Raw genomic sequence first — 23600 nt, 5'->3', positions numbered from 1 at the left:
GATTACAAGATTTATGTATACCGACGATCCTGTGGGAGCTGGCTTGCCAGCGATGGCCATTATGCGGTCTTACGCCTTGTTACGCTCGATCGCAAACCCCGCCCAGGTCTGGCTCACCGGCATCAGCTCCAGGCTGTTGATGTTGATGTGCGCCGGGGCGTTGAGCACCCAGAAGATGGTCTCGGCGATGTCCTGCGGCTGGATCGGCTCGGCACCGGCGTAAGTGGCGTTGTAGCGTTCCTGGTCACCGGCAAAGCGCACCAGCGAGAACTCGCTTTCGCACAGACCCGGCTCGATGTTGCTGACACGCACGCCAGTGCCCTGCAGGTCGCAACGCAGGTTCAGCGAGAATTGTTTAACGAACGCCTTGGTCGCGCCATACACATGGCTGCCCGGGTACGGGTAGTTGCCAGCGATCGAACCGAGGTTGACGATGCCGGCGCCACGGCCGTGAGCGATCAACCGCGGCAGCAGCAGACGAGTGCTGTACATCAGGCCTTTGACGTTGGTGTCGACCATGGTGTCCCAGTCGTCGAGGTCGCATTTCGGTGCGGGGTCAACGCCCAGTGCCAGCCCGGCGTTGTTGATCAGGCCACGCAGCTTGGCGAACGACGGCGGCAGATTGGCAATTGCCTCTTCCATCGCCTTGCGGTCACGCACGTCGAGCACCAGACCATGCACTTCAGTCTGCTTCGACAACTCGGCGCACAGCGCATCGAGACGCTCTGCACGACGGCCGGTCAACACCAGTTTCCAGCCTGCCTCGGCAAAACGTCGGGCACAGGCTTCACCAAAACCGGAGGTTGCGCCGGTAATAAACAGGGTGTTGGACATCGTGTTCTCCTTGCGTCGGCCGCCAGCGCAGCCATTGGAATAGAAAATCAGCAGCCAGCATGCCCGGCCCGGCATTTACGAGCAACACCCGCACCGGGACATCTTCCGATCAAAATTTGATCAATCGTCGCTACACCGTATGTGGCTTGGCCTGTAGCCATGTGCGCGCACGTTATCCACAGTCCCTTCCACAGTTTCCGGGGGCAAGTGAAAACGCGCAAAGCCGCGCCATACAAGGCTTTGCGCGGGAAACAGAAAGTTTTTTGCTTGACCCTGAAGCCGCTGTTGTGCCGGAGATGGCATTTTGCACGAACGACCGGCCAGCGCAGTGATTGCGCGAGGCCAGTAATTACGGCCCTCAGCGCGGTCTTTCCAGAGTTTAGTCACAGACTTATCCACAGGCTTGCTTACACGTAATTATTTCTACAGAACAGCCTAGAAAAAGGTTGACAACAGCGTCTTCAGCTCCAGCAAAAACGCCTGATCAAAAAGCGATCACCAGCCTGCAAGCCACGGAAAACAAGGGCTTCAGCCAGCTACTCCCACGTTATTCACAGCCAGCTCCACAGTAAACGGGGACAAGTCAAAACTGTGGAAAAACAGCCATTTGCAGCGTCTATATGTCGCGCTTTGGCAGCTATGGGAATTTGTTTTCCACAATTCGGAAATCTGACGCAGATCAACTGTGGGAGCGGGCTTGCTCGCGAAGAGGATGTGTCATAAAACACGGCGTTATCTGACACACCCTCTTCGCGAGCAAGCCCGCTCCCACAAGGGATTTGTGCTGGAATTGGGATGTAAAAAGCCCCGGGACTTTCGTCGCGGGGCTTTGTGGACAACTCAAGTAGAATCAGTGCCCGCCCAGATAAGCGTTACGCACCTCCTCATTCACCAACAACTCCTTGCCGGTACCGGTCAGACGAATCTCGCCGTTGACCATCACATACGCCCGATCCGACAGCTTCAACGCATGGTTGGCGTTCTGCTCAACGAGGAAAATGGTCATGCCGGTTTTCGCCAGTTCCCGCAGGGTGGCGAAAATCTGTTTCACCACGATTGGTGCCAGGCCCAGGCTAGGCTCATCGAGCAACAACAGCTTCGGCCGGCTCATCAGCGCACGGGCGATGGCGAGCATTTGCTGCTCGCCGCCGGACATGGTCATTGCCCGCTGAGTGCGGCGCTCTTCGAGCCGCGGGAACAGCTCGAACATGCGCTGCATATCCTCCTTGGCATATTTGTCGCCGATCGGGATGGTGCCCATCAGCAGGTTCTCCTCGACGGTCATGTCGGGGAACACCCGCCGCCCTTCCGGCGACTGTGCGATGCCGTTGGAGGCGATGTAGTGCGAGGACTTGTGGGTGATGTCGACGCCTTGATAGAGGATCTGCCCACCCGCCGCGCGCGGCTGGCCGAAGATCGACATCAGCAGCGTCGATTTACCCGCGCCGTTGGAGCCGATCAGGCTGACGGTCTCGCCTTCGTTGATCTGCAGCGACACGCCCTTGAGGGCCTGGATCGGGCCGTAGAACACGTCCAGGTCTTTCAGTTCGAGGATCGGTTTGCTCATACCAGCTCCTCTTCGTCGGCGCCCAGGTAGGCGGCAATCACTTTCGGATCGTTGCGAATGGCTTCAGGCCCGCCTTCGGCGATGACCACGCCGTGATCCAGCACCACGATGTGGTCGGAAATGCTCATGACCATGCCCATGTCGTGTTCGATCAGCACCACGGTCAGATCGTGCTCGTCGCGCAGCAGCCGGATCATCGCGCTCAGCGCTTCGGTTTCCTGAGGGTTGAGGCCAGCAGCCGGTTCGTCGAGGCAGATGATCTGCGGCCGCGTGCACATGGCCCGGGCGATCTCCAGACGGCGTTGCTGGCCGTAGGACAGTTCACCGGCCAGACGGTTGGCGCAGTCCACCAGATCGACCACCTCCAGCCAGTAGAACGCGCAGTCCAGCGCATCGCTTTCGGCCTTGCGGTAGCCCTTGGTGTTGAGGATGCCGGCGAGCATGTTGCGGTTGACCCACATGTGCTGCGCCACCAACAGGTTCTCCAGCACCGACATTTCCTTGAACAGGCGAATGTTCTGGAATGTCCGGGCCAGGCCGGCGCGGTTCACCAAATGGGTGCCGCCGAACATCTTGTAGTACAGGCGACTGAGGAAGCTTTTCGGCGAGACGAAGTCGGTCGGTTTGAAAGACTCGCCCAGCAACTGGATGACGTTGGTCTGCTTGCCGCGCACGTTGAGTTCGATCTTGCCGCCGGAGGCCTTGTAGAACCCGGTCAGACAGTTGAACACCGTGGTCTTGCCGGCACCGTTCGGCCCGATCAGGGCGAAGATCGAGTTGCGTTTGACCTTGAGGCTGACATCGCTCAGGGCCTTGATGCCACCGAAGTGCATCATCAGTTTTTCCACAGAGAGTACGACTTCACTCATGGCGCAGTCCTCTCATAGTGAATGGCACCTTTGCGTGGAGTGACCCCGGTACGGCTGATGCGAATCAGCCCGCGTGGTCGCCAGATCATCATCAACACCATCAGGATGCCGAACAGCAGCACGCGGTATTCAGCGAAGCCGCGCAGCAGTTCCGGGGCAACCGTCAACACGAATGCGGCGATCACCACACCGATGGTCGAGCCCATGCCGCCGAGCACGACGATGGCGAGGATCAGCGCCGATTCGAAGAAGGTGAACGAGGTCGGGTTGACGAAGCCCTGGTAGGTGGCGAAAAACACCCCGGCCAGCCCCGCGGTCGATGCACCGATGGTGAACGCCGAGAGCTTGACCAGCACATGGTTGAGGCCCATCGAGCGGCAGGCGATTTCATCTTCGCGCAGCGCTTCCCAAGCGCGACCCACCGGCATTTTCACCAGCCGATGCTTGATGTACAGCACGGCCAGTACCACCAGGAACAACACCGTGTAGATGAAGTAATACTTCACGTCCGGGTTGTAGGCGATGCCGAAAAACTCATGGAACGGCACCCCGCCATCCTTGGCCCGCTTGCCGAACTCCAGGCCGAAGAACGTCGGCAATGGCGCCGGCATGCCGTTCGGCCCGCCGGTCAGCGACAGCCAGTTGTTGAGGATCAGGCGGATGATTTCACCGAAGCCCAGGGTCACGATCGCCAGATAGTCGCCGTGCAGACGCAGCACCGGGAAACCGAGGATGCAGCCGGCCAAACCGGCAGTGATTGCCGCCAGTGGCAATACGGTCCAGAAGCCCAGCCCGAGATATTGATAACCGAGCGCGAGACCGTAGGCGCCGATGGCGTAGAACGCCACGTAACCGAGATCGAGCAGACCGGCCAGCCCGACCACAATGTTCAGCCCCAGACCCAGCAGCACGTAGATCAGCCCGAGGATGACCACGCCCAGCAGGTACGAGTTGGAGACAAACGGCACAATCACCGCCAGCACAATCAACAGCGGAATGATCCAGCGCAGGCGTGATTTGTGATCGGCAGGCAGCACATGCACACCGGAGCCGGTGCTCTCGAATCCGTCGAGAATCTTCAGGCCCTTGGGCGTCTGCAGAAACAGACTCAAGGCAAAGCGGCCGATCATCACGATGCCGATAAGCCACGCCACGCGGGTTGGTTCGAGGTTGAAGCTGTAGCCTTCGAGCACGACGCCGACAATCGGGCCGAACACGATCAGGGCAATCAGGCCGGCCAGAATCGCCTCAACCAGGCTTTTTTTGATATCGATATTTTTTTGAGTGGTTGAAGACATCGCTTACACCTTCGACACAAGAGGACGGCCCAACAGGCCCTGAGGCCGGAAGACCAGAACAAGTACGAGCAGCGAGAAGCTGAACACGTCTTTGTAGTCGGAGTTGACCAGGCCCGAGAACAGCGACTCGGAGATCCCGAGAATGATCCCGCCGAGCATCGCGCCGGGCAGTGAGCCGATCCCGCCAAGCACGGCGGCGGTGAACGCCTTGATGCCGATGACGAAGCCTGCGTAGAAGTCGAACGTGCCGTAGTTCATGGTGATCAGCACGCCGGCCAGCGCCGCCATCGCTGCACCGATGATGAACACGTAGGAAATCACCCGGTCGGTGTTGATCCCGAGGATCGAAGCCATCTTGCGGTCTTGCTGGGTGGCGCGGCACATGCGGCCGAGCTTGGTGTACTTGATCACGTAGGTCAGCAGGCCCATGCCGACAAATGCGGCGACCAGAATGAAGATCTTGGTGTAGGTCAGTTGGACGAAACCGCTGCCGACGTCGATGCGCCAGGCACCGGTGAGCAGCGTCGGAACACCCTGTTGACGGGCGCCCTGGCTGATCTGGGCATAGTTTTGCAGGATCAGCGAGATACCGATGGCGCTGATCAGCGGTGCCAGTCGGGTGGAGTTGCGCAGAGGTTTGTAAGCGACGCGTTCGATTACCCAGCCATAGACGCCGGTGACGACGATAGTGAAAACCAGCGTGCCAAGCATCAACAGCGGGAAGGATTCGATACCGAAGTAAGCCAGCAGAGCCAGACTGATTGCCGCGAGGTACGCGGAAATCATGTAAACCTCGCCGTGGGCGAAGTTGATCATGCCGATGATGCCGTAGACCATTGTGTAGCCGATGGCGATCAGGCCATAGACCGACCCGAGGGTCAGGCCGTTGACCAGTTGCTGCAGGAAAATACCATCCATAACGCAATCTCACGCAATGAGAACCTGCCCACCGGAGCGGGCGGCTCTTCTAGGAAAAATACAGATTTACGTCGGAGCAATGCAGACACGTTCCCCCGGAACACCATCGCCTCCTGTGGGAGCGGGCTTGCTCGCGAAAGCGGTGTATCAGCTACCGTTGATGGCGACTGACATCCCGCATTCGCGAGCAAGCCCGCTCCCACAGGGGTTCATGGTGTTCGGATGATCACGTCAGCCCTTACTTCTGTTTTTCCAGCTGATGGTATTTGCCGTCCTTGTCCCACTGGTAAACCACGTAGTCAGAGACTTTCAGGTCGCCCTTCTTGTCCCAGGCTTTCTCGCCCATGACGGTTTTCACCGGGTTGGCCTTGAGCCACTCGGCGGCTTTTTCGCCACTGTTGGACTTGGCGCCGTTGAAGGCGGCCGCCAGGGTCTGAACCGACGCGTAGGCGTACAGGGTGTAGCCTTCAGGCTCGGTGCCGGCCTTGCGGAACGCGTCCACTACCGTCTTGCTGTCTGGCAGCAGGCGAGGGTCGGCGCCGAAGGTCATCAGCACGCCGTCAACGTATTGCGGGCCACCGGCGGTGGTCACCAGTTCGTCGGTGACGATGCCGTCGTCAGACATGAACTTGACGTCTTTCAGGCCTTCGGTACGCAGTTGCTTGACCAGCGGGCCGGCTTCCGGGTGCAGGCCGCCGAAGTAGACCACGTCGGCACCGGCTGCACGAATCTTGGTGACCACGGCGCTGAAGTCTTTCTCGCCACGGGTCAGGCCTTCATACAGCACCGGCTTCACGCCACGTTTTTCCAGTTGAGCCTTGGTCGCATCGGCCAGGCCCTGACCGTAGGTGTCCTTGTCGTGCAGCACGGCGACTTTCTTGCCCTTGAGCACGTCGACGATGTAATCGCCCGCGACGATGCCTTGCTGGTCGTCACGCCCGCACATACGGAACATGGCGCTCAGGCCGCGCTCGGTCACCTGCGGGTTGGTGGAACCCGGAGTGATCGCGATAACGCCGGCTTCGTCGTAGATTTCCGAGGCTGGAATGGTGGAAGAGGAGCAGAAGTGCCCGACCACGCCGGCGACTTTCTGGTTGACCAGGTCCTTGGCGACTGTCACTGCCTGTTTCGGTTCGCAGGCGTCATCGCCCTTGACCAGTACGATTTTCTCGCCGTTGACGCCGCCTGCCGCGTTGACTGCGTCCGCCGCTGCCTGTGCACCCTTCATGTACTGCTCGCCAAATGCCGCGTTGGCGCCAGTCATCGGACCCGCTACACCGATTTTCACATCAGCTTGAGCAAACGCAGAAACACCCAGCGCAGTAGCTACTGCGAGGGCCAGAAAGCCTTTCTTGTAAAACGTCTGGGACATGAGGTGGTGCTCCAAGGTTTTTTTTAGTTGGCACTGCGACTTCACTTCACTGAATGCTCTGAGCAAGCGCCGTGCCATCGGTTTTTTATTCTTCAAAAAGTCGCTGCTTTCTTGTTATTTCGACTGTTTCGTTCCCATTTTCATTGGGCGTGCAACCGTCTAAACCGCGGAAGGTGAAACCTTTTTAAATCTTAGGCGCAACCCGCTTGCGCCATCATTGCAACCGCGGCACCAAACGACGTGCAACCAGCCTGTAACAGCTCGCGTCACCGAACTGCACACTGCTGGTGCGGGACTGCTACAACCCGCACCATTAGAGGCTAGTCGCTACGCCGAAAAGCGCCGCTTCCGGCAACATATTTCAACACTCAAATGACGATGCGCAGGCACTGGCCCGCGTGATACAGCGAGAAGCCGGCCTCGTACAGGCAACTGCGCAGGCCGACGCCGGCCAGGGGCTGCATCGGTGCGAAGGGGATCGGCAGGGCTTGAGGATTTCCGTCACACAGGTAGTCGGCGAAGGCTTTGCCGACCACAGTGCCGGTGGTCACGCCACGACCGTTGTAACCGGTGACGGCCACCAGTCCCGGCGCCGGTTCGAACAGGCGCATCAGGTGATCGGGGGTGAAGGCGATGCGCCCGGTCCAGGTGCATTCCCATTCCACCGGTTTCAGATGGGGGAAGTAATGCTGCTGCACCCGGTCGGCCCAGGCCTTGAGGAACCACGTCGGTTTCTGATTGCCGTTGCCCAGACTGCCGAGCAACAAGCGGCCGTCCTTGTCGCGACGGATGCTGCTCAGCACTTGGCGCGTGTCCCACGAGCCCTGCCCGCCGGGGAGGATGTCATGGGCGGCGTCTTCGGTCAGCGGCACCGAAGCGACCTGATAGTAGTAACCGGGGAAGAAGTTGCGCTTGAGTTCGGTCCAGTCGCCCTCGGTGTAGGCGTTGGAGGCGATCACCACTTGCTCGGCGAGTACCGAACCTAGCTCGGTCTGCACCGACCATAGCTGGCCCACGCGTTCGAGACGGGTCACTGGCGAGTGATCGAACATCTGCCCGCCCAGGCCCTTCACCGCGTTGGCCAGGCCGGTGACATAGGCCATCGGGTTGAGCGTACCGGCGCGGCGATCGAGCAGTGCGGCGGCAATCTTCTGCGTGCCGGTGGCTTGCTCGCAGGCCTTGCCGGTGAGCAACTCGACCGGCGCCCCGCGGCGCTTCCATTGTTGCTCGCGACTGCGCAGATCCGCCTCGCCCTTGGCGTTGTGCGCCATGTGCAGGGTGCCTTCGCGCCGCAACTGGCAATCGATGTTGTATTTATCCACAAGGCTGAACACCAGCGCCGGCGCCGCCCCGAGCATGCGGTTGAGCTGACTGCCGACCGCTTCGCCGAATCCGGCCTCGATCTCATCCGGCGGGATCCACATGCCGGCGTTGACCAGCCCGACATTGCGTCCGGAGCCGCCATGCCCGGCACGATGCGCTTCGAGCACGCAGACGCTTTTGCCTTTTTCCAACAGATGCAGCGCCGCCGACAACCCGGTAAACCCGGCGCCGATCACGCAGACATCGACTTTGACCTCATCCTTGAGCGCGGTGTTATCCGGGCGCTGCGGCGTGAGTTTTTCCCACAGACATTCTTCGCGTAACGGCATTGCCAGACTCCAACAGAAACCTGCCAAACACACTGTTGATCCTGTGGGAGCGAACCCTGTGGTGAGGGGATTTATCCCCGACGGGCTGCGTAGCGGCCCCAAAACCTGCAATCGCGTACTGCCAGACAAAACCGCATACAACGTTTTGCGGCTGCTTCGCAGCCGGTCGGGGATAAATCCCCTCACCACAAAGGCTCACTCCTACAGGGGATCTCCACCTGTCAGTCGAAGGTAATGCCCTGCGCCAGCGGCAACTCCAGCGAGTAGTTCACGGTGTTGGTCTGGCGGCGCATGTAGGCGCGCCAGGCGTCGGAGCCCGACTCACGACCGCCGCCGGTCTCCTTCTCGCCACCAAACGCGCCGCCGATTTCCGCGCCGCTCGGGCCGATGTTGACGTTGGCGATGCCGCAGTCGCTGCCGACCGCCGACATGAACTGCTCGGCCTCACGCACGTCGGTGGTGAAGATGCACGACGACAGGCCTTGCGGCACCGCATTGTTCAAGCGCAGCGCTTCCTGGAAGTCGCTGTAGCCGACCACGTAGAGGATCGGCGCAAAGGTTTCGCTGCAGACCACGTCGCTCTGCTCTGGCATTTCGACAATGGCCGGCGACACGTAGTAGGCGTTGGGGAACTGATCTTCGAGCTGACGCTTGCCGCCGAACACCCGACCGCCCTCGCTCAGTGCCTGCTCCAGCGCGTCCTGCATGTTTTCGAAGCTGTGTTTGTCGATCAGCGGGCCGACCAGATTGCCTTCCAGCGGATGACCGATGCGCACTTTGGCGTACGCGGCTTTGAGGCGGGTGACGATTTCTTCCTTCACTGATTCATGGGCAATCAGCCGCCGCAGGGTGGTGCAACGCTGCCCGGCAGTACCGACCGCACTGAACAGAATGGCGCGTACAGCCATGTCCAGGTCGGCGCTCGGGCCGAGGATCATCGCGTTGTTGCCGCCCAGTTCGAGAATGCTGCGGGCGAAACGTGCGGCGACTTTCGGCGCCACTTCGCGGCCCATGCGGGTGCTGCCGGTGGCGCTGATCAGCGCAACACGCGGGTCATCCACCAGCGCTTCGCCAGCGTCACGGCCACCGATGATCACTTGGCACAGGTGCGCCGGCGCATCGCTGAAATTCTTCACCACACGGTCGAACAGCGCCTGACAGGCCAGTGCGGTCAGCGGGGTTTTCTCCGACGGCTTCCACACCACCGGGTTACCGCAGACCAGCGCCAACGTGGTGTTCCACGCCCACACCGCGACCGGGAAGTTGAACGCGCTGATCACGCCGACCACGCCCAGCGGATGCCAGGTTTCACGCATGTGGTGGCCCGGGCGCTCGGAGGCGATGGTCAAACCGTACAACTGACGCGACAGGCCGACGGCGAAGTCGCAGATGTCGATCATCTCCTGCACTTCACCGAGGCCTTCCTGAGTGATCTTGCCCGCCTCCCACGACACCAGTTCGCCGAGGTCAGCCTTGTACTCACGCAGCACTTCGCCGAACTGACGCACCAGTTCGCCGCGACGCGGGGCCGGCACCTTGCGCCACTGCTCGAAAGCATGATCTGCGCGACTGATGTGCTGCTCGACTTCAGCCGGGCCTTCCCAGTTCACGGCGGCGATGCGGCTGCCGTCGATGGGCGAATGCACCGGCACTTTGCCGTTCTGGTACAGGGCCGGGTTCACACCAAGACGATCAAGCAATGCGGCAACCATGGGTCACTCCTCAAGCGAAAAACAGAATGTGTGCGGACGCATTTTCGCGACCGGGCAGGCCTTTAGTTGTAGCTTCCCGAAGGCGAGGCAACAAACGACCTTTACGCGAGATATCATTCCGTTTATTCATGCTGCGCACAGAAAGACAAGAAAAAGGGATCACCCATGCTGAATAAACGCCACCTGCCATCGATCACCGCGTTGCAGTGCTTCGAGGCCGTGACCCGGCACCTGAGCTTTACCCGGGCTGCCGAGGAGCTGAACCTGACCCAGAGTGCCGTCAGCAAACAGGTCGCGCAGCTTGAGGAATTGTTGCAGCACTTGTTGTTCCGTCGGGTGCGTCGGCGTTTGCAGATGACCCCGGCCGGGGATTTGTACCTGGTGGAAGTCCGAAAAATCCTCACCCAGGTGGAAATGTCCACGCATTACCTGCGTTCCTACGGCGGCGAGACCGAAGTCCTGCGCGTCTCTACACCATCGACCTTCGGCGCGCGCTGGCTGGTACCGCGTCTGAAGGGCTGGCGTCTGCGCCATCCGTCGATCCATCTCGACTTGTGCAACGAGCAGGAGGCCGACGATTTGCTACAGGGGCGCAGCGATCTGGCGTTCTATTTCGGTCAGGGCTCACGCCCCGGCACCGAATGCCTGAAGCTGTTCGGCGAAGAGCTGGTGCCGGTCTGTGCGCCCGGCAGCCTGCCGGATCAGCCCTTCACCGACCCGACGCAACTGACCGATCTGGTGCTGCTGCAAAATGCCTCGCGCCCACAGGCCTGGCATGACTGGTTCGACAGTCAGGGTTACCACACCGAACACAGCTATCACGGCCCGCGTTTCGAAACCTTTTATATGTGCATCCGCGCCGCCCAGGTCGGCTGCGGTGTGGCGCTGCTGCCACGGTTTCTGGTGGAAGAGGAATTGGCCGACGGCAAACTGGTCATTCCCTGGCAGCATGCAATGCCCAGTTCCGACGCCTATTACCTGGCCTACCCGGAGCATGCGGCGGAAGTGCCGAAGGTGCGGGATTTTGTGAAGTGGATGCTGGAGCAGATCGACAGCCCGAATGCCTGACCCGATTGAAACTGTGGGAGCGAGCCTGCTCGCGAAGAGGCCGGCACATTCAATGTCAATGTCGACTGAAATGACGCCTTCGCGAGCAGGCTCGCTCCCACAAGGGTTCTGCGGTGATCTAAAAAATTGCTGGCAATCCCCACCGCTGATATGCGCCACTAGCGTCATTGATTGATCCCGCGCAACCGCGCGGTGCACCTGGAGACCCCGTTTATGAGCGAGAGTGTGTTTGCCGATCGCATCGTGCAGAACCTGCTCGACACCGACTTCTACAAACTGACGATGATGCAGGCGGTGCTGCACAACTACCCCAACGTCGAAGTCGAATGGGAGTTTCGTTGCCGTAACAGCGAAGATCTGCGGCCGTATCTGGCCGAGATTCGCTACCAGATCGAGCGTCTGGCCGAGCTGAGCCTGAGTGCCGACCAGTTGAGTTTTCTCGAGCGCATCACCTTCCTCAAACCGGATTTCCTGCGCTTTCTCGGCCTGTTCCGCTTCAACCTGCGCTACCTGCACACCGGCATCGAGAACGGCGAACTGTTCATCCGTCTGCGTGGCCCGTGGCTGCATGTGATCCTCTACGAAGTGCCGCTGCTGGCGATCGTCAGCGAAGTGCGCAACCGCTATCGCTACCGGGAAATCGAACTGGTGCAGGCGCGGGAACAGCTGTATCGCAAGTTCGACTGGCTCAGCGCCAACGCCTCGGCTGACGAACTGGCGCAATTGCAGGTCGCCGACTTCGGCACCCGCCGGCGCTTTTCGTACCGCGTGCAGGAAGAAGTGGTCAATGTGCTGAAGCACGATTTCCCCGGGCGCTTTGTCGGCACCAGCAACGTGCACTTGTCCCGCGAGCTGGACATGAAACCGCTGGGTACCATGGCCCATGAATGGATCATGGCCCACCAGCAACTCGGCCCACGCTTGATCGACAGCCAGATCGCCGCGCTCGACTGCTGGGTGCGCGAATACCGTGGCCTGCTGGGGATTGCTCTCACCGATTGCATCACCACCGACGCGTTTCTCGGCGACTTCGACCTGTTCTTCGCCAAGCTCTTCGATGGTCTGCGCCACGATTCCGGGGATCCGGTGCAGTGGGGTGAAAAGTGCATCGCCCACTACCACAAGCTCGGCATCGACCCGATGAGCAAGACCCTGGTGTTCTCCGACAGCCTGACCTTGCCCAAGTCGCTGGAGATCTTCCGCGCGCTGCACGGGCGGATCAACGTCAGCTTTGGCATCGGCACCAACCTGACCTGTGACATTCCGGGTGTCGAACCGATGAGCATCGTGCTTAAAATGACCGCCTGCAACGGCCAGCCGGTGGCGAAGATCTCCGACGAGCCCGGCAAGACCCACTGCAAAGACCCGAATTTCGTCGCCTATTTGCGACATGTGTTCCAGGTTCCTGCCGATTCCAGTCTATCTAGCAAGGAGTGAATTCATGCAAGCCGTACAGCGTGAGATTGCTGAACAGCTCAAGGTGCAACCGCCATTCGCCGGGCATCAGGCCCTCGAAGCGGAAGTCGCCCGGCGCATCACCTTTATCCAGGATTGCCTGGTCAACTCTGGCCTCAAGACCCTGGTGCTTGGCATCAGCGGCGGCGTCGACTCGCTGACCGCCGGCCTCCTGGCCCAGCGCGCCATGCGTGAACTGCGCGAGCGCACCGGCGACAACGCATACAAGTTCATCGCCGTGCGCCTGCCGTACGAAACCCAGTTCGACGAGCACGACGCCCAGGCGTCGGTGGATTTCATCGCCCCGGACGAACGCCACACGGTGAACATCGGCCCGGCGGTCAAATCCCTGGCCAAGGAAGTGGCGGCGTTCGAAGGCAAACATGCGGTGTCGGTGGATTTTGTGCTCGGCAACACCAAGGCGCGGATGCGCATGGTCGCCCAGTACACCATCGCCGGCGCCGCGCACGGTCTGGTGATCGGCACCGACCACGCGGCGGAAGCGGTGATGGGCTTCTTCACCAAGTTCGGTGACGGCGCCTGCGACCTGGCCCCGCTCAGCGGTCTGGTGAAAAACCAGGTCCGGGCGATTGCCCGCAGCTTTGGCGCACCGGAATCGCTGGTGGAAAAAGTGCCGACTGCGGATCTGGAAGACCTGTCGCCGGGCAAACCGGACGAAGCCTCCCACGGCGTGACTTACGCCGAGATCGACGCCTTCCTGCACGGCGAGCCGGTGCGTCAGGAAGCGTTCGACATCATCGTCAATACGTACAACAAGACTCATCACAAGCGTGTGATGCCGTTTGCGCCTTGATCGGTAAGTGAATGAAAAGCCCGCTAAGGAGTGATCCTCAGCGGGCTTTAGCAGTGTCAATAAACGATTTAACGGGCTTTGGGTGCAACCACCCTGAATGCCCAAGGGTCCGAGACTCGACCACTCGCCGTTACCGCTCTGATGGTGTGAACCTTTTCAGCCAGATTCGAAATCTTTGCCGTGTAGATTCCATTCAAGTTAGCCGCGAATTTAACCAGATCGTTATCGTAGTCGACGATTGTTCCGTTTTCACCAGGGTTTGCCGTACCGACAACCGTTAACGATGTATCGGTCGTTTGCTCGTGATTGTCGATCAACTGCCCGCTTTCTCCCAGAAGAAACTGGATGCTTACCGGCACGGAGTTCACGACTCGAATGTTCCAGGGACTGGATTCAACACCATCGCTTCCTACCACTGTGAAGCTATGCGCCCCTACTGACAGTCCGTTCAGCACAGCACTCCAGTGCGCATTTGCATCGATATTCAGTGTGCCTACATGAATTCCGCGATCCAGAAGACTGACTGTTGTATTTGGCTCTCCCTCACCTACAAAGCTCAGATCGACAAACGTAGTGCTTCCACTATTTTCGATGACCTCTCCGTTGGGATCGTTTATCCACAAAATTGCGGCGTGCAGGGACAGTTTCATGTGAACTATGTATGGATCAGACGCCTGCCCGTCGGTGGTTTCCACGGTGTAGAAATGCGGCCCGTTTTTCTGATCTGTAATGATCAAACTGTAGTGGCCAACGTGATCAACATTTACCGGGGAATGCGCAGGGACACCGTTGTCGAAAAGCTGCGCCTTTTGATTGGGAGCAGCGGAACCAACAAAAGACAAATATGGATTTGTGCTGACCCCGCCATTTTCGATGAGTTCACCATTGCCATTGGTAACTGTCTCAATAACGGTTCCGCTTGTCACATTACTTCTGTTCGGATCCTGAACCAACGTACGCTGCTGGGGTAAATTCTCTTGATCGGTCATACGAAAACTCCTTTTTCGGAATGGATGCGTACAGTCATCTGAGCGCACCCTCATTCGAGGCTTCTTCGAAATCCGTGTCTACTGTCAGAAATTACAGGTACGAGGGCAATTCCGACGGGCGGTCATGATCACAGAAATGAGGTAAGGTGAAGATTTGATCAGCAGAAAAAACGCCGCTGCAATCACTTGCAGCGGCGTTTTTCGTGTTACGTGTGAGCAGTATTACTTTAGGGTCACGGTGCCTTTCATCATCGAGATGTGGCCCGGGAACGAGCAGAAGAAGCCGTACTTCTCGTCAGCCTTGAGCTTGGACACGTCGATGGTCAGCGAGTCGGTTTCCTTAGCGCCGATGATCTTGGTGTGAGCGATGACACGCTCGTCACCGTCCTTCAGGTAGTTCTTGTCGATGCCGGCAGCCAGGCCGTCGGTAGCGATCGGCTGCATGTCGGCTTCTTTGCTGATCACCAGGTTATGGCCCATGACGTTCTTCGGCAGGTTGCCGGAGTGAGTCAGTTCGACGGTGAAGGTCTTGCAGCTCTTGTCGATCACGATCTCTTTGGTGTTGAAGGACATCTGGTCGGTGGAATCGACGGTGGTTTTGCACTCGGCAGCCATCAATTGGCTGCTGGCCAGCGCCAGCAGGGATACCGCAACAACTTTGGAAAACATGGTGAATCTCCAAGGCAGGGTTAACAAAAACACTAATGGTGGAAAGACTGCCTGAAATCTTCGCAAGTTCCTATGACTTGAGTCAAAAATTGTATACAACTTTCAGGCTATGACACTCATCGAAACAATCTACCGGCGATAATCCCGGGCCGGGCCTATGATCGGCGCATCTACTGAAACGGAGTACCGATCATGTTCTTTAACGGCCTGTTGTGCAGTTTGCTCGCCGCCTACGCCTGTGGCGCCAGCGGTACCTTTGAATCGCCAGAACGCGAAGCTTAGCCCTTGGATCAAGACGTGCCAGCCATTACCCTGTGACGGATTGACCCAGGAGGAAGGCATGTCTCTCAAATCCGTTTGTGTATTTTGCGGTGCCAACGCCGGCACTGATCCGGCTTACACCGAAGCCGCCCAAGCCCTTGGCCGGGCACTCGCCGAGCGCCAACTGACGCTGGTTTACGGCGGTGGTGCCGTGGGCCTGATGGGCCTGGTGGCGGACGCCGCGCTGGCCGCCGGCGGCGAAGTGATCGGGATCATTCCGCAAAGCCTGATGGACAAGGAGATCGGCCACAAAAACCTGACGCGCCTCGAAGTCGTCGATGGCATGCACGCGCGCAAGGCCCGCATGGCCGAGCTGAGCGATGCGTTCATCGCGTTGCCCGGCGGTCTCGGCACGCTGGAAGAGCTGTTCGAAGTCTGGACCTGGGGCCAGCTCGGCTACCACGGCAAACCGCTGGGGCTGCTTGAGGTGAACGGTTTTTACAGCAAACTCACGGCTTTTCTTGACCATATCGTCGGCGAAGGCTTCGTTCGCGCCCCACACCGTGACATGCTGCAAGTGAGCGAATCAGCACAATCGCTGCTCGACGCCCTGGATAACTGGAAGCCGACCGTCACGCCCAAGTGGGTCGACCAAAAACCCGGCTAACCGCCGGGCACCGATACAGGGCAGAATACGCGCCGCTCAACCTCACCTTCGACCCCAGAGGATCGCCCATGGCCAAACCCAATTACTCCTTCGCCAAACGTCAACGAGACCTGGAAAAGGAAAAGAAGAAAGAGGAAAAGCTTCAGCGCAAGAAACAGCAGGCTGAAGAAGCGGCACTGAACCCTGACGGTGAAGTGGCGACTGACCACGATGATGATGTTGATGCACCGAAAGACCAGGCTCCTGACGCCTGAGCTGATTGCTGACTCGCTCCCTGCGGGAGCGATCTGTGGTGAGGGGATTTATCCCCGATCGGCTGCGAAGCAGTCGCAAAACAATTTGGGGCCGCTTCGCGACCCATCGGGGATAAATCCCCTCGCCACAAAAGCTCCCCACACTCGATTGTCTTCATTCCAATGGCATCACCGTGACGCGGACCTCCGGGTCGTGACTGCCGCCCCCCAGAATCACCCCGCGCAACGGCGACACATCGGAAAAATCCCGGCCCCATGCCAGGGTGATGTGCTCCAGCGCCGGCTGCACGTTGTTGGTCGGATCGAAATCCACCCAGCCCAATACCGGACAGAACACCGATACCCAGGCATGCGACGCGTCGGCGCCGATCAGCCGTGGCTGTCCCGGCGGCGGCTGGGTCAGCAGATAACCACTGATGTAGCGCGCTGCCAGCCCTCGCGAGCGCACGCAAGCGAGCATCAGATGCGCGAAGTCCTGACAAACGCCACGCCGGCGCTCCAGCACCTCGACCAGCGGCGTCGCCACTTGCGTGGCCTCGGCATCGAAGGTGAATTCGCTGAAAATTTTCTGCATCAAGGCCTGCACGCCCAGCAACAAGGGCCTTCCCGGTGGAAAACAGCTTTCCGAAAATTCGACGAAACTGCGTTTCAAATGCACGTAGGGTGACTGAAACCGATAGCGACAAGCCTCCAGCATTTCGGCGGACAATGGCTGGCTGCTGTAGGTCAGCGCATCACGCGTCTGCTCCCACGCCGGGGACAGACTGAAATCCGCCGGTGGCCGCGCCAGCACCTCAACCGTGAGCCGGGCGTTGACCTGCAACTCGTCATGCGGGCGCTCGAAGGCCAGTCGGGTCAGCGGATTGCCGAACACATCCAGTTCATCCCGCCGCGTGGTCGGGTCCGGGCTGATCAGCAACTGCTGCTCGGTGCAGCGTTGCCACGTGCACTCACGCGGCCACAGGTGCGCGAGTTGCTGCGCCAGCGACACCGGGCTGTCGTAGTGGTAACAGGTGTCGTGGAAGATCTGGTAGTGCGCGCTCATCAGACGGACACCGTGCGCTGGCTGACATCATCGACATGGGCAAAGTGGCGCAGCGCCAGTCGATCGGACACCTGACCGCTGGCTTCGGCAATCTCTTGCAGCAGATCCGCCAGACCATCGAGCGCGGCACGCACGCTGTTTTCCCCGAACAGCGGGTTCTCCAGACAGCCCAGATCGAACCGCGCCAGACGCTCGACCAATTGCGGCAGCCCGGCCTCGCGAGGTACGCCGAAATCATCGTTCAAGCGTTTCAAAGTGCGGGTCACCAGTTTCAACTGGAACAACACCGCGTGCGGGTTCTGCTCATCCAGCAGCAACAGGTCGAGCACCGGAATCAACTGCGCCACCGCCAGATACCGCGAACGGTAGGTGATGCTGCTGTTGCCCAACTCCAGCAGCCATTCCAGCCCCGCTTGATCGAACGCCCCGGCGCCGCGCAGAAACGCCGCCAGACTGCTGCTGAGAAACTGCAACCGCTCGATGCGCCGGCCGATCATCAGAAAGCGCCAGCCTTCGTCGCGCGTCATGTCGTCGAGCGCGAACCCCGAGAGCGCCGCCAGCGACATCACCAGCCGGTTGAGGAAATCCAGCAACTCGCCGAAGTCCGGCTCTTCGGTGTCCAGTTCCAGCGCCTCGCGCTGCAACTCGACCAACGCCTGCCAGTTTTCCCGTGAAAGCTTGCCGCGCACCTGCGAGGCCGCCCACTGCAAGCGCTGCAGGTTGGAGCGCAGGCTGAACGACCAGTCCTCGCCGAGCAGCGCCGCCAGCAGCCGCTCCGGTAGCTCACCCTCCTCCGGCAGCAACATCAGCCGCTCGCCCAGCTCCACGGCCGCCTGCAAGGCTTGCGGATCATCGCCATCGACATACCGCGCGAGCATGATCCGCAGCAGTCGCGCACTGTCGTCGCAACGCTCGCAGTAACGGCCGAACCAGAACAGGTTCTCCACCACCCGCGAGGGCAGGTACGGGTCGCGGCGCACCAGATCGTGTACGCCGACGTTGCGCTGGGTTTTCCATTGCTCGCCACTCGGCGCACGATCGCCCAACACCCAGGTGTCCTTGCTCGCCCCGCCGCGCTGCATCGACACCACTTCGGCATCGGCCTCGGCGGCGACCCGGGTCAGCCCACCGGGCAATACGCGATAGCCGTCACCACTGGCCACCGCGTACACGCGCATGCCGATCGCTCGCGGTTGCAGTTGGCCGTCTTCGGCCTGCCAGATCGGCGCCTGGGACAGCTGCGCCAGTTCTTGCGCGACATAGGCGTATGGCCGCGCCTGCATGCGCTCGGCGAGCGCCTGGCGCTGTTGTTTGCTCAGATCGCGGCCGAATACCGGCGCGAAGCTTTGTGAGGGGAACGCCGGTTTGATCAGCAGCTCGGGAAGCTTTTCCAACGCCTGCGCCAGCACCGGCGCCTCGCCGCACCACCAGGTGGCGATGGACGGCAGCAGCAGTTCTTCGCCGAACAGGTACTGATTGATCTTCGGCAGAAATCCGAGCAACCCCGGCGACTCTAGCACGCCGCTGCCCAAGGCATTGGCCACCAGCACCCGGCCCTGACGCACCGCTTCCAGCAGGCCAGGCACACCAAGTGCCGAATCGGTGCGCAGCTCCAGCGGATCGCAGAAGTCATCGTCGAGCCGGCGCATGATCGCGTGCACCCGGCGCAGACCACTGAGGGTTTTCAGGTACACCGTGGCATCGCGCACGGTGAGGTCGCCGCCCTCCACCAGCGGATAACCGAGCTGGCGTGCCAGGTAAAGGTGTTCGAAATAGCTTTCGTTGAAGCGCCCGGGCGTCAGCAGCACCACCAGCGGCGCATCGTCAGCACACGGTGCCTGACGCGCGAGGGTTTCCTGCAGGGTGCGGAAGAAGCCGGCCAGGTGCTGCACTTTCAGATCGCGGTACAACTCGGGAAACGCCCGCGAAACGATGGTGCGGTTTTCCAGCGCATAGCCCGCGCCCGACGGTGCCTGAGTACGATCCGCCGTGACCCACCAGCGCCCGTCCGGCGTGCGCGCCAGATCCACGGCGTACAGATGCAGAAAGGCATCTTCCGGTGGCGCGATACCCTGACAAGGCCAGAGAAAATTGTTGTGGCCGAACACCAGCTCCGCCGGTAACAACCCTTCGCTGATCAGCCGCTGCGGGCCATACAGATCGGCCAGTACCGCATTGAGCAGGCGTGCTCGCTGGGCAATCCCCGTCGAGAGTTGTTGCCACTCGTCAGCAGCGATCACGTGCGGCAGCAGGTCCAGCTCCCACGGGCGGTCAGCGCCCTTGGGATCGGCATAGACGTTGTAGGTCACGCCGTTTTCCTGAATCTGCCGGGCCAGCAACGCCTGCCGCTGCACCAGTTGCGCCGGGGTGCTGCGCTGCAATTGATCGAACAGCCGCCGCCAGTGCGGGCGCACTTCCCCGCTGTCATTCAGCAGTTCGTGATAAGTGCCCGCGGTCAGCGGGTAGCGGTCTAGCAGGTCAGGCATGGAAAGCTCGGCAGACAGCAGGGAACGGTCAGACTAACGCAGGCACATGACGTGCGGATATACGAAAAATCCGCATGTCGTGCAGGACTTAGAAACGTCGCAAATCGAGCGTCATCGGCAGCTCGTCGGAGATTGTCAGGTTCGGTATCGGAAGTTTCCCCGGCGTGTGTCCGATGCGGAAAAACCGCGCCATGCGCCGGCTCTCAGCTTCGTTGGCATTGACCGGCAACGTCTCGTAATTGCGCCCGCCCGGGTGCGCCACGTGGTACTGGCAACCGCCCAGCGAACGCTGCATCCAGGTGTCGAGCAGGTCGAACACCAGCGGCGCGTGCACCGGGATGGTCGGTTGCAGGCAGTTGGCCGGTTGCCAGGCCCGAAAGCGCACGCCGGCGACGAACTCACCGATGCGCCCGGTCGGTTGCAGCGGCAGCGGAATGCCGTTACAGGTCAGCAGATAGCGCTGCGGCGGCAAGCCGCTGAGCTTGATCTGCAAACGCTCCAGCGACGAATCGACATAACGCACCGTGCCGCCCGCCGTCCCCTCCTCGCCCAGCACGTGCCAAGGTTCCAGCGCCTGGCGCAGCTCCATCTCGATGCCGTTGACCGCGTAATCGCCGACTTTGGGAAAACGGAATTCCAGATGCGCCGCGAACCATTCGGCGCGCAATGGATAACCGGCGTTGTTCAGTTCGACGATGACGTCAGCGAAATCCTGCGCGATAAAATGCGGCAGCATGAAGCGGTCGTGCAGCTCGGTGCCCCAGCGCGCCAGTTTCGGCGGCGCATAGGGCTCGCGCCAGAATCGCGCAACCAGCGCACGCAGCAACAACTGCTGAGCCAGGCTCATCCGCGCATGCGGCGGCATTTCGAAGGCGCGCAGCTCCAGCAGGCCCAGACGCCCGGTAGCGCCATCCGGCGAATACAGTTTGTCGATGCAGAACTCGGCGCGGTGAGTGTTGCCGGTGACGTCGATCAGCAAATTGCGCAGCAGGCGATCCACCAGCCACGGCGCGCACGCTTCGCCCGGTTCAGGCATCTGCGCGAAGGCGATTTCCAGTTCGTACAGGGCGTCGTTGCGCGCTTCATCGACCCGCGGCGCCTGCGAGGTCGGGCCGATGAACAAGCCGGAAAACAGGTAGGACAGCGACGGGTGGTTGTGCCAGTAACTGATCAGACTCCGCAGCAGGTCCGGGCGGCGCAGGAACGGTGAGTCCGCCGGGGTCGCGCCACCGAGGACGAAATGGTTGCCGCCGCCGGTGCCGGTGTGGCGCCCGTCGATCATGAATTTTTCGGTGGTCAGGCGGGTTTGCCGCGCCTGTTCATAGAGAAACTCGGTGCGTTCGACCAGTTCGTCCCAGGTCGCCGACGGCTGCACGTTGACCTCGATCACGCCCGGATCCGGGGTGATGCGGAAGTTGCTCAGGCGCGGATCGCTCGGCGGCTCGTAACCTTCCAGCAGCACCGGGCAATGCAGCTCTTCGGCGGTGGCTTCGATGGCCGCCACCAGTTCCAGATAGTCCTCGACCCGCTCCAGCGGCGGCATGAACAGATACAGACGCCCTTCGCGGGCCTCGGCACAGAAGGCGGTGCGGGTCAGCCAGTCGGCGGACTCGTCGATTTTCGGCGCGCGTTCGGCGGCCGTGGCGGGTTCGGCATGACTGTTGAGCTGCGCGGTGTCCGGCAGCTCGGGGAAGTCCTGATTCGGATCGTTGGGATGAATGAACGGATACTCGGCGGCCTTCACCCACGGCTGTGAACCGAGTGGCAAGCGATAACCCAACGGCGAATCCCCCGGTACCAGTCGGCAATGCTCGTCGCGCAGATACCAGCGCCCGCTCTGCCATTGATCACCCTTGGCGGTGCGGGCCAGCGGCAGCACCTGGCCGATCACTTTATCCAGGCCCTGCGCGAAAACCTTGCGCAGACGCGCACGCTCCAGCGGTTCTTCAAGACGCGAGTCTTCAGCGTTGACGTTGCTCGGCAATGCGCCCTCACGCCAAAGGTAATAAAAATTGTCTTCGTAGGCCGGGAACACGAAACGTGCCGGCAGTTTCAGGCGTTCGGCAACACTCGCCAGAAAACGCCCGGCCAGCTCGCCATCGGCGCCGTAGTCCTGCTGCTCATCGGCGATCAGCGCGCTGTTGTGCCAGATCGGCACGCCGTCGCGGCGCCAATAGCAGTTGAGCGACCAGCGCGGCAATTGCTCGCCCGGGTACCACTTGCCCTGACCGAAGTGCACCAGACCTTTCGGCGCATAGTGCTGGCGCATGCGCTGGAACAGTTCAGCGGAGAGTAGGCGCTTGTCCGGGCCCAGCGCGGCGGTGTTCCACTCGGCGCCATCGGGGTCGTCGATGGAGACGAAGGTCGGCTCGCCGCCCATGGTCAGGCGCACATCGCCTTCCAGCAGGTCGGCATCGATCTGCCGGCCCAGCGCCTGAATCGCCAGCCACTGCTCATCGGTGTAGGGCTTGGTCACCCGTGGCGCTTCCCAGATCCGCTCCACCGACATTTCGTGGCTGAACTGGCATTCGCACGGCTCGACCAGACCACTGATCGGCGCGGCTGAGGATGGATCAGGGCTGCAGGCCAGCGGGATATGCCCTTCGCCGGCGAACAATCCGGACGTAGCATCCAGACCGATCCAGCCAGCGCCCGGCAAGTACACCTCGCACCAGGCGTGCAGGTCGGTGAAGTCCACTTCGGTGCCGGACGGGCCGTCGAGACTCTTCACGTCGGCGGTCAGTTGAATCAGATAACCGGAGACGAACCGCGCGGCCAGCCCGAGGTTGCGCAGCAGTTGCACCAGCAGCCACGCCGAGTCGCGGCAGGAGCCGGAGGCATGTTCGAGGGTGTGTTCCGGGGTCTGCACGCCCGGTTCCATGCGGATCAGGTAGCGGATGTCTTCGCTGAGGCGCTGGTTGAGCATCACCAGGAAATCCACGGCGGGCAGCGGCGTACGGTCGATTCCGTCCAGATAGGCTTTGAATGAAGGCGTCAGCGGCAGCGTTTCGAGGTACGGCGCCAATTCCTTGCGTTCATCGGCGGCGTAAGTGAAGGGGATTTTCTCGGCGTAGGGTTCGAGGAAGAAGTCGAAGGGGTTGAACACCGCCATCTCGGCCAGCAGATCGACCTCGATGCGCAACTCATCGGTTTTCTCGGGGAACACCAGCCGCGCGAGGTAGTTGCCCTGCGGGTCTTGCTGCCAGTTGATGAAATGCTGCTCGGGCGAGACCTTCAGCGCATACGAGAGGATCCGCGTGCGGCTGTGGGCGGCCGGGCGCAGGCGTACGATCTGCGGGCCGAGTTCGACAGCGCGGTCGTAGCGGTAATGCGTGACGTGATGCAAAGCGACATGAATCGACACGGCGTGCCTCCTGCGAGCCTAAGCGTATTCGAAAGCGCGCAAGACTTATGCCATGCAGGGGCTTGGGCGCTTTCCCGGAATGCTCAGGGCAGTACAGCACCAAAATCGGGCGATGCGGGGAAATGGTTCGAGGAAGTTGCGCCTAAATGTGGCGGGCAGTGATTGATGAGGTGATTGATCTGGCCCCATCGCTGGCAAGCCAGCTCCCACAAGGTTCCTCGGTGGCCACAGTTTTGTGAGCGACAGATAAACCTGTGGGAGCTGGCTTGCCAGCGATGAGGGCAGTGACTTCAGCAAATTTCCTGA

At 60.7% G+C, this 23600-nt stretch carries 18 protein-coding genes; 5 read left to right on the top strand and 13 right to left on the bottom strand.

Translation table 11 applies throughout. From position 1 onward, the window contains the following. Nucleotides 1-69: 69 nt before the first annotated feature. The 8 genes from AC3WMV_RS05540 to amaB all read right to left on the bottom strand — a co-directional run bounded on the left by AC3WMV_RS05540 (nucleotide 70) and on the right by amaB (nucleotide 10222). Nucleotides 70-834: an SDR family oxidoreductase gene (locus AC3WMV_RS05540; RefSeq protein WP_027613536.1), complete on the bottom strand. Its 765-nt coding sequence runs from the start codon at nucleotides 832-834 to the stop codon at nucleotides 70-72. An 850-nt stretch (nucleotides 835-1684) separates the two neighbouring features. After that, complete coding sequence (locus AC3WMV_RS05535) at nucleotides 1685-2401, bottom strand: ABC transporter ATP-binding protein (protein WP_047600666.1); 717 nt, start codon at nucleotides 2399-2401, stop codon at nucleotides 1685-1687. Beyond that, nucleotides 2398-3270 (bottom strand): ABC transporter ATP-binding protein, encoded by an 873-nt coding sequence (locus AC3WMV_RS05530; RefSeq protein WP_027613534.1) that lies wholly within the window; start codon nucleotides 3268-3270, stop codon nucleotides 2398-2400. The genes AC3WMV_RS05535 and AC3WMV_RS05530 overlap by 4 nt, the downstream gene beginning before the upstream one ends. Continuing rightward, nucleotides 3267-4568, bottom strand: a complete 1302-nt coding sequence (gene livM / locus AC3WMV_RS05525; RefSeq protein ID WP_096794779.1) for a high-affinity branched-chain amino acid ABC transporter permease LivM — start codon at nucleotides 4566-4568, stop codon at nucleotides 3267-3269. The genes AC3WMV_RS05530 and livM overlap by 4 nt, the downstream gene beginning before the upstream one ends. Before the next feature lie 3 nt (nucleotides 4569-4571). Beyond that, nucleotides 4572-5486: an ABC transporter permease subunit gene (locus AC3WMV_RS05520; protein WP_027613532.1), complete on the bottom strand. Its 915-nt coding sequence runs from the start codon at nucleotides 5484-5486 to the stop codon at nucleotides 4572-4574. Between the two features lie 238 nt (nucleotides 5487-5724). Beyond that, the gene (locus AC3WMV_RS05515) at nucleotides 5725-6858 is read right to left on the bottom strand and encodes an ABC transporter substrate-binding protein (protein WP_027613531.1); all 1134 of its coding nucleotides are present in this window, start codon (nucleotides 6856-6858) and stop codon (nucleotides 5725-5727) included. A 368-nt stretch (nucleotides 6859-7226) separates the two neighbouring features. Next, on the bottom strand, nucleotides 7227-8510 hold the full coding sequence (gene amaA, locus AC3WMV_RS05510; RefSeq protein WP_103369803.1) for an L-pipecolate oxidase: 1284 nt from the start codon (nucleotides 8508-8510) through the stop codon (nucleotides 7227-7229). Between the two features lie 221 nt (nucleotides 8511-8731). Further along, complete coding sequence (amaB, locus tag AC3WMV_RS05505; RefSeq protein WP_007967480.1) at nucleotides 8732-10222, bottom strand: L-piperidine-6-carboxylate dehydrogenase; 1491 nt, start codon at nucleotides 10220-10222, stop codon at nucleotides 8732-8734. Nucleotides 10223-10387: 165 nt separating this feature from the next. On the opposite strand from amaB, the gene AC3WMV_RS05500 reads away from it, so the two are divergent. The 3 genes from AC3WMV_RS05500 to nadE all read left to right on the top strand — a co-directional run bounded on the left by AC3WMV_RS05500 (nucleotide 10388) and on the right by nadE (nucleotide 13559). Then, nucleotides 10388-11290, top strand: a complete 903-nt coding sequence (locus AC3WMV_RS05500; RefSeq protein ID WP_096794776.1) for a LysR family transcriptional regulator — start codon at nucleotides 10388-10390, stop codon at nucleotides 11288-11290. 213 nt (nucleotides 11291-11503) lie between these two features. Next, nucleotides 11504-12727: a nicotinate phosphoribosyltransferase gene (gene pncB / locus AC3WMV_RS05495; RefSeq protein WP_003221154.1), complete on the top strand. Its 1224-nt coding sequence runs from the start codon at nucleotides 11504-11506 to the stop codon at nucleotides 12725-12727. Nucleotides 12728-12731: 4 nt separating this feature from the next. After that, nucleotides 12732-13559: an NAD(+) synthase gene (gene nadE / locus AC3WMV_RS05490; RefSeq protein WP_047600682.1), complete on the top strand. Its 828-nt coding sequence runs from the start codon at nucleotides 12732-12734 to the stop codon at nucleotides 13557-13559. A gap of 68 nt (nucleotides 13560-13627) precedes the next feature. Here the strand turns inward: nadE and AC3WMV_RS05485 are convergent, their stop codons facing one another. Both AC3WMV_RS05485 and azu read right to left on the bottom strand, forming a co-directional pair. Beyond that, on the bottom strand, nucleotides 13628-14548 hold the full coding sequence (locus AC3WMV_RS05485) for a hypothetical protein (protein ID WP_103368244.1): 921 nt from the start codon (nucleotides 14546-14548) through the stop codon (nucleotides 13628-13630). 222 nt (nucleotides 14549-14770) lie between these two features. Next, nucleotides 14771-15217: an azurin gene (gene azu / locus AC3WMV_RS05480; RefSeq protein ID WP_027613526.1), complete on the bottom strand. Its 447-nt coding sequence runs from the start codon at nucleotides 15215-15217 to the stop codon at nucleotides 14771-14773. 340 nt (nucleotides 15218-15557) lie between these two features. On the opposite strand from azu, the gene AC3WMV_RS05475 reads away from it, so the two are divergent. Together AC3WMV_RS05475 and AC3WMV_RS05470 are read left to right on the top strand one after the other, a co-directional pair. Next, nucleotides 15558-16145 carry a cytokinin riboside 5'-monophosphate phosphoribohydrolase gene (locus AC3WMV_RS05475; protein WP_027613525.1) on the top strand — a complete coding sequence of 196 codons (588 nt, stop codon included), beginning with the start codon at nucleotides 15558-15560 and terminating at the stop codon, nucleotides 16143-16145. Between the two features lie 68 nt (nucleotides 16146-16213). Next, on the top strand, nucleotides 16214-16399 hold the full coding sequence (locus tag AC3WMV_RS05470; protein ID WP_103368243.1) for a hypothetical protein: 186 nt from the start codon (nucleotides 16214-16216) through the stop codon (nucleotides 16397-16399). A gap of 154 nt (nucleotides 16400-16553) precedes the next feature. Here AC3WMV_RS05470 and AC3WMV_RS05465 read toward each other — a convergent pair whose 3' ends face one another. The 3 genes from AC3WMV_RS05465 to AC3WMV_RS05455 form a co-directional block, all read right to left on the bottom strand. After that, nucleotides 16554-17444, bottom strand: coding sequence for a transglutaminase family protein (locus AC3WMV_RS05465; protein ID WP_096794772.1), 891 nt, complete (start codon nucleotides 17442-17444; stop codon nucleotides 16554-16556). After that, nucleotides 17444-19930, bottom strand: coding sequence for a circularly permuted type 2 ATP-grasp protein (locus tag AC3WMV_RS05460; RefSeq protein WP_103368242.1), 2487 nt, complete (start codon nucleotides 19928-19930; stop codon nucleotides 17444-17446). Before AC3WMV_RS05460 ends, AC3WMV_RS05465 begins: the two co-directional genes overlap by 1 nt. Before the next feature lie 88 nt (nucleotides 19931-20018). Continuing rightward, on the bottom strand, nucleotides 20019-23294 hold the full coding sequence (locus tag AC3WMV_RS05455; RefSeq protein WP_103368241.1) for a transglutaminase family protein: 3276 nt from the start codon (nucleotides 23292-23294) through the stop codon (nucleotides 20019-20021). Nucleotides 23295-23600 lie beyond the last annotated feature (306 nt).

The sequence above is a fragment of the Pseudomonas sp. FW305-3-2-15-E-TSA4 genome, from assembly GCF_058787295.1.
Note: the sequence above shows the minus strand (reverse complement) of the source record. Positions and strands in the feature narration are given on the sequence as shown.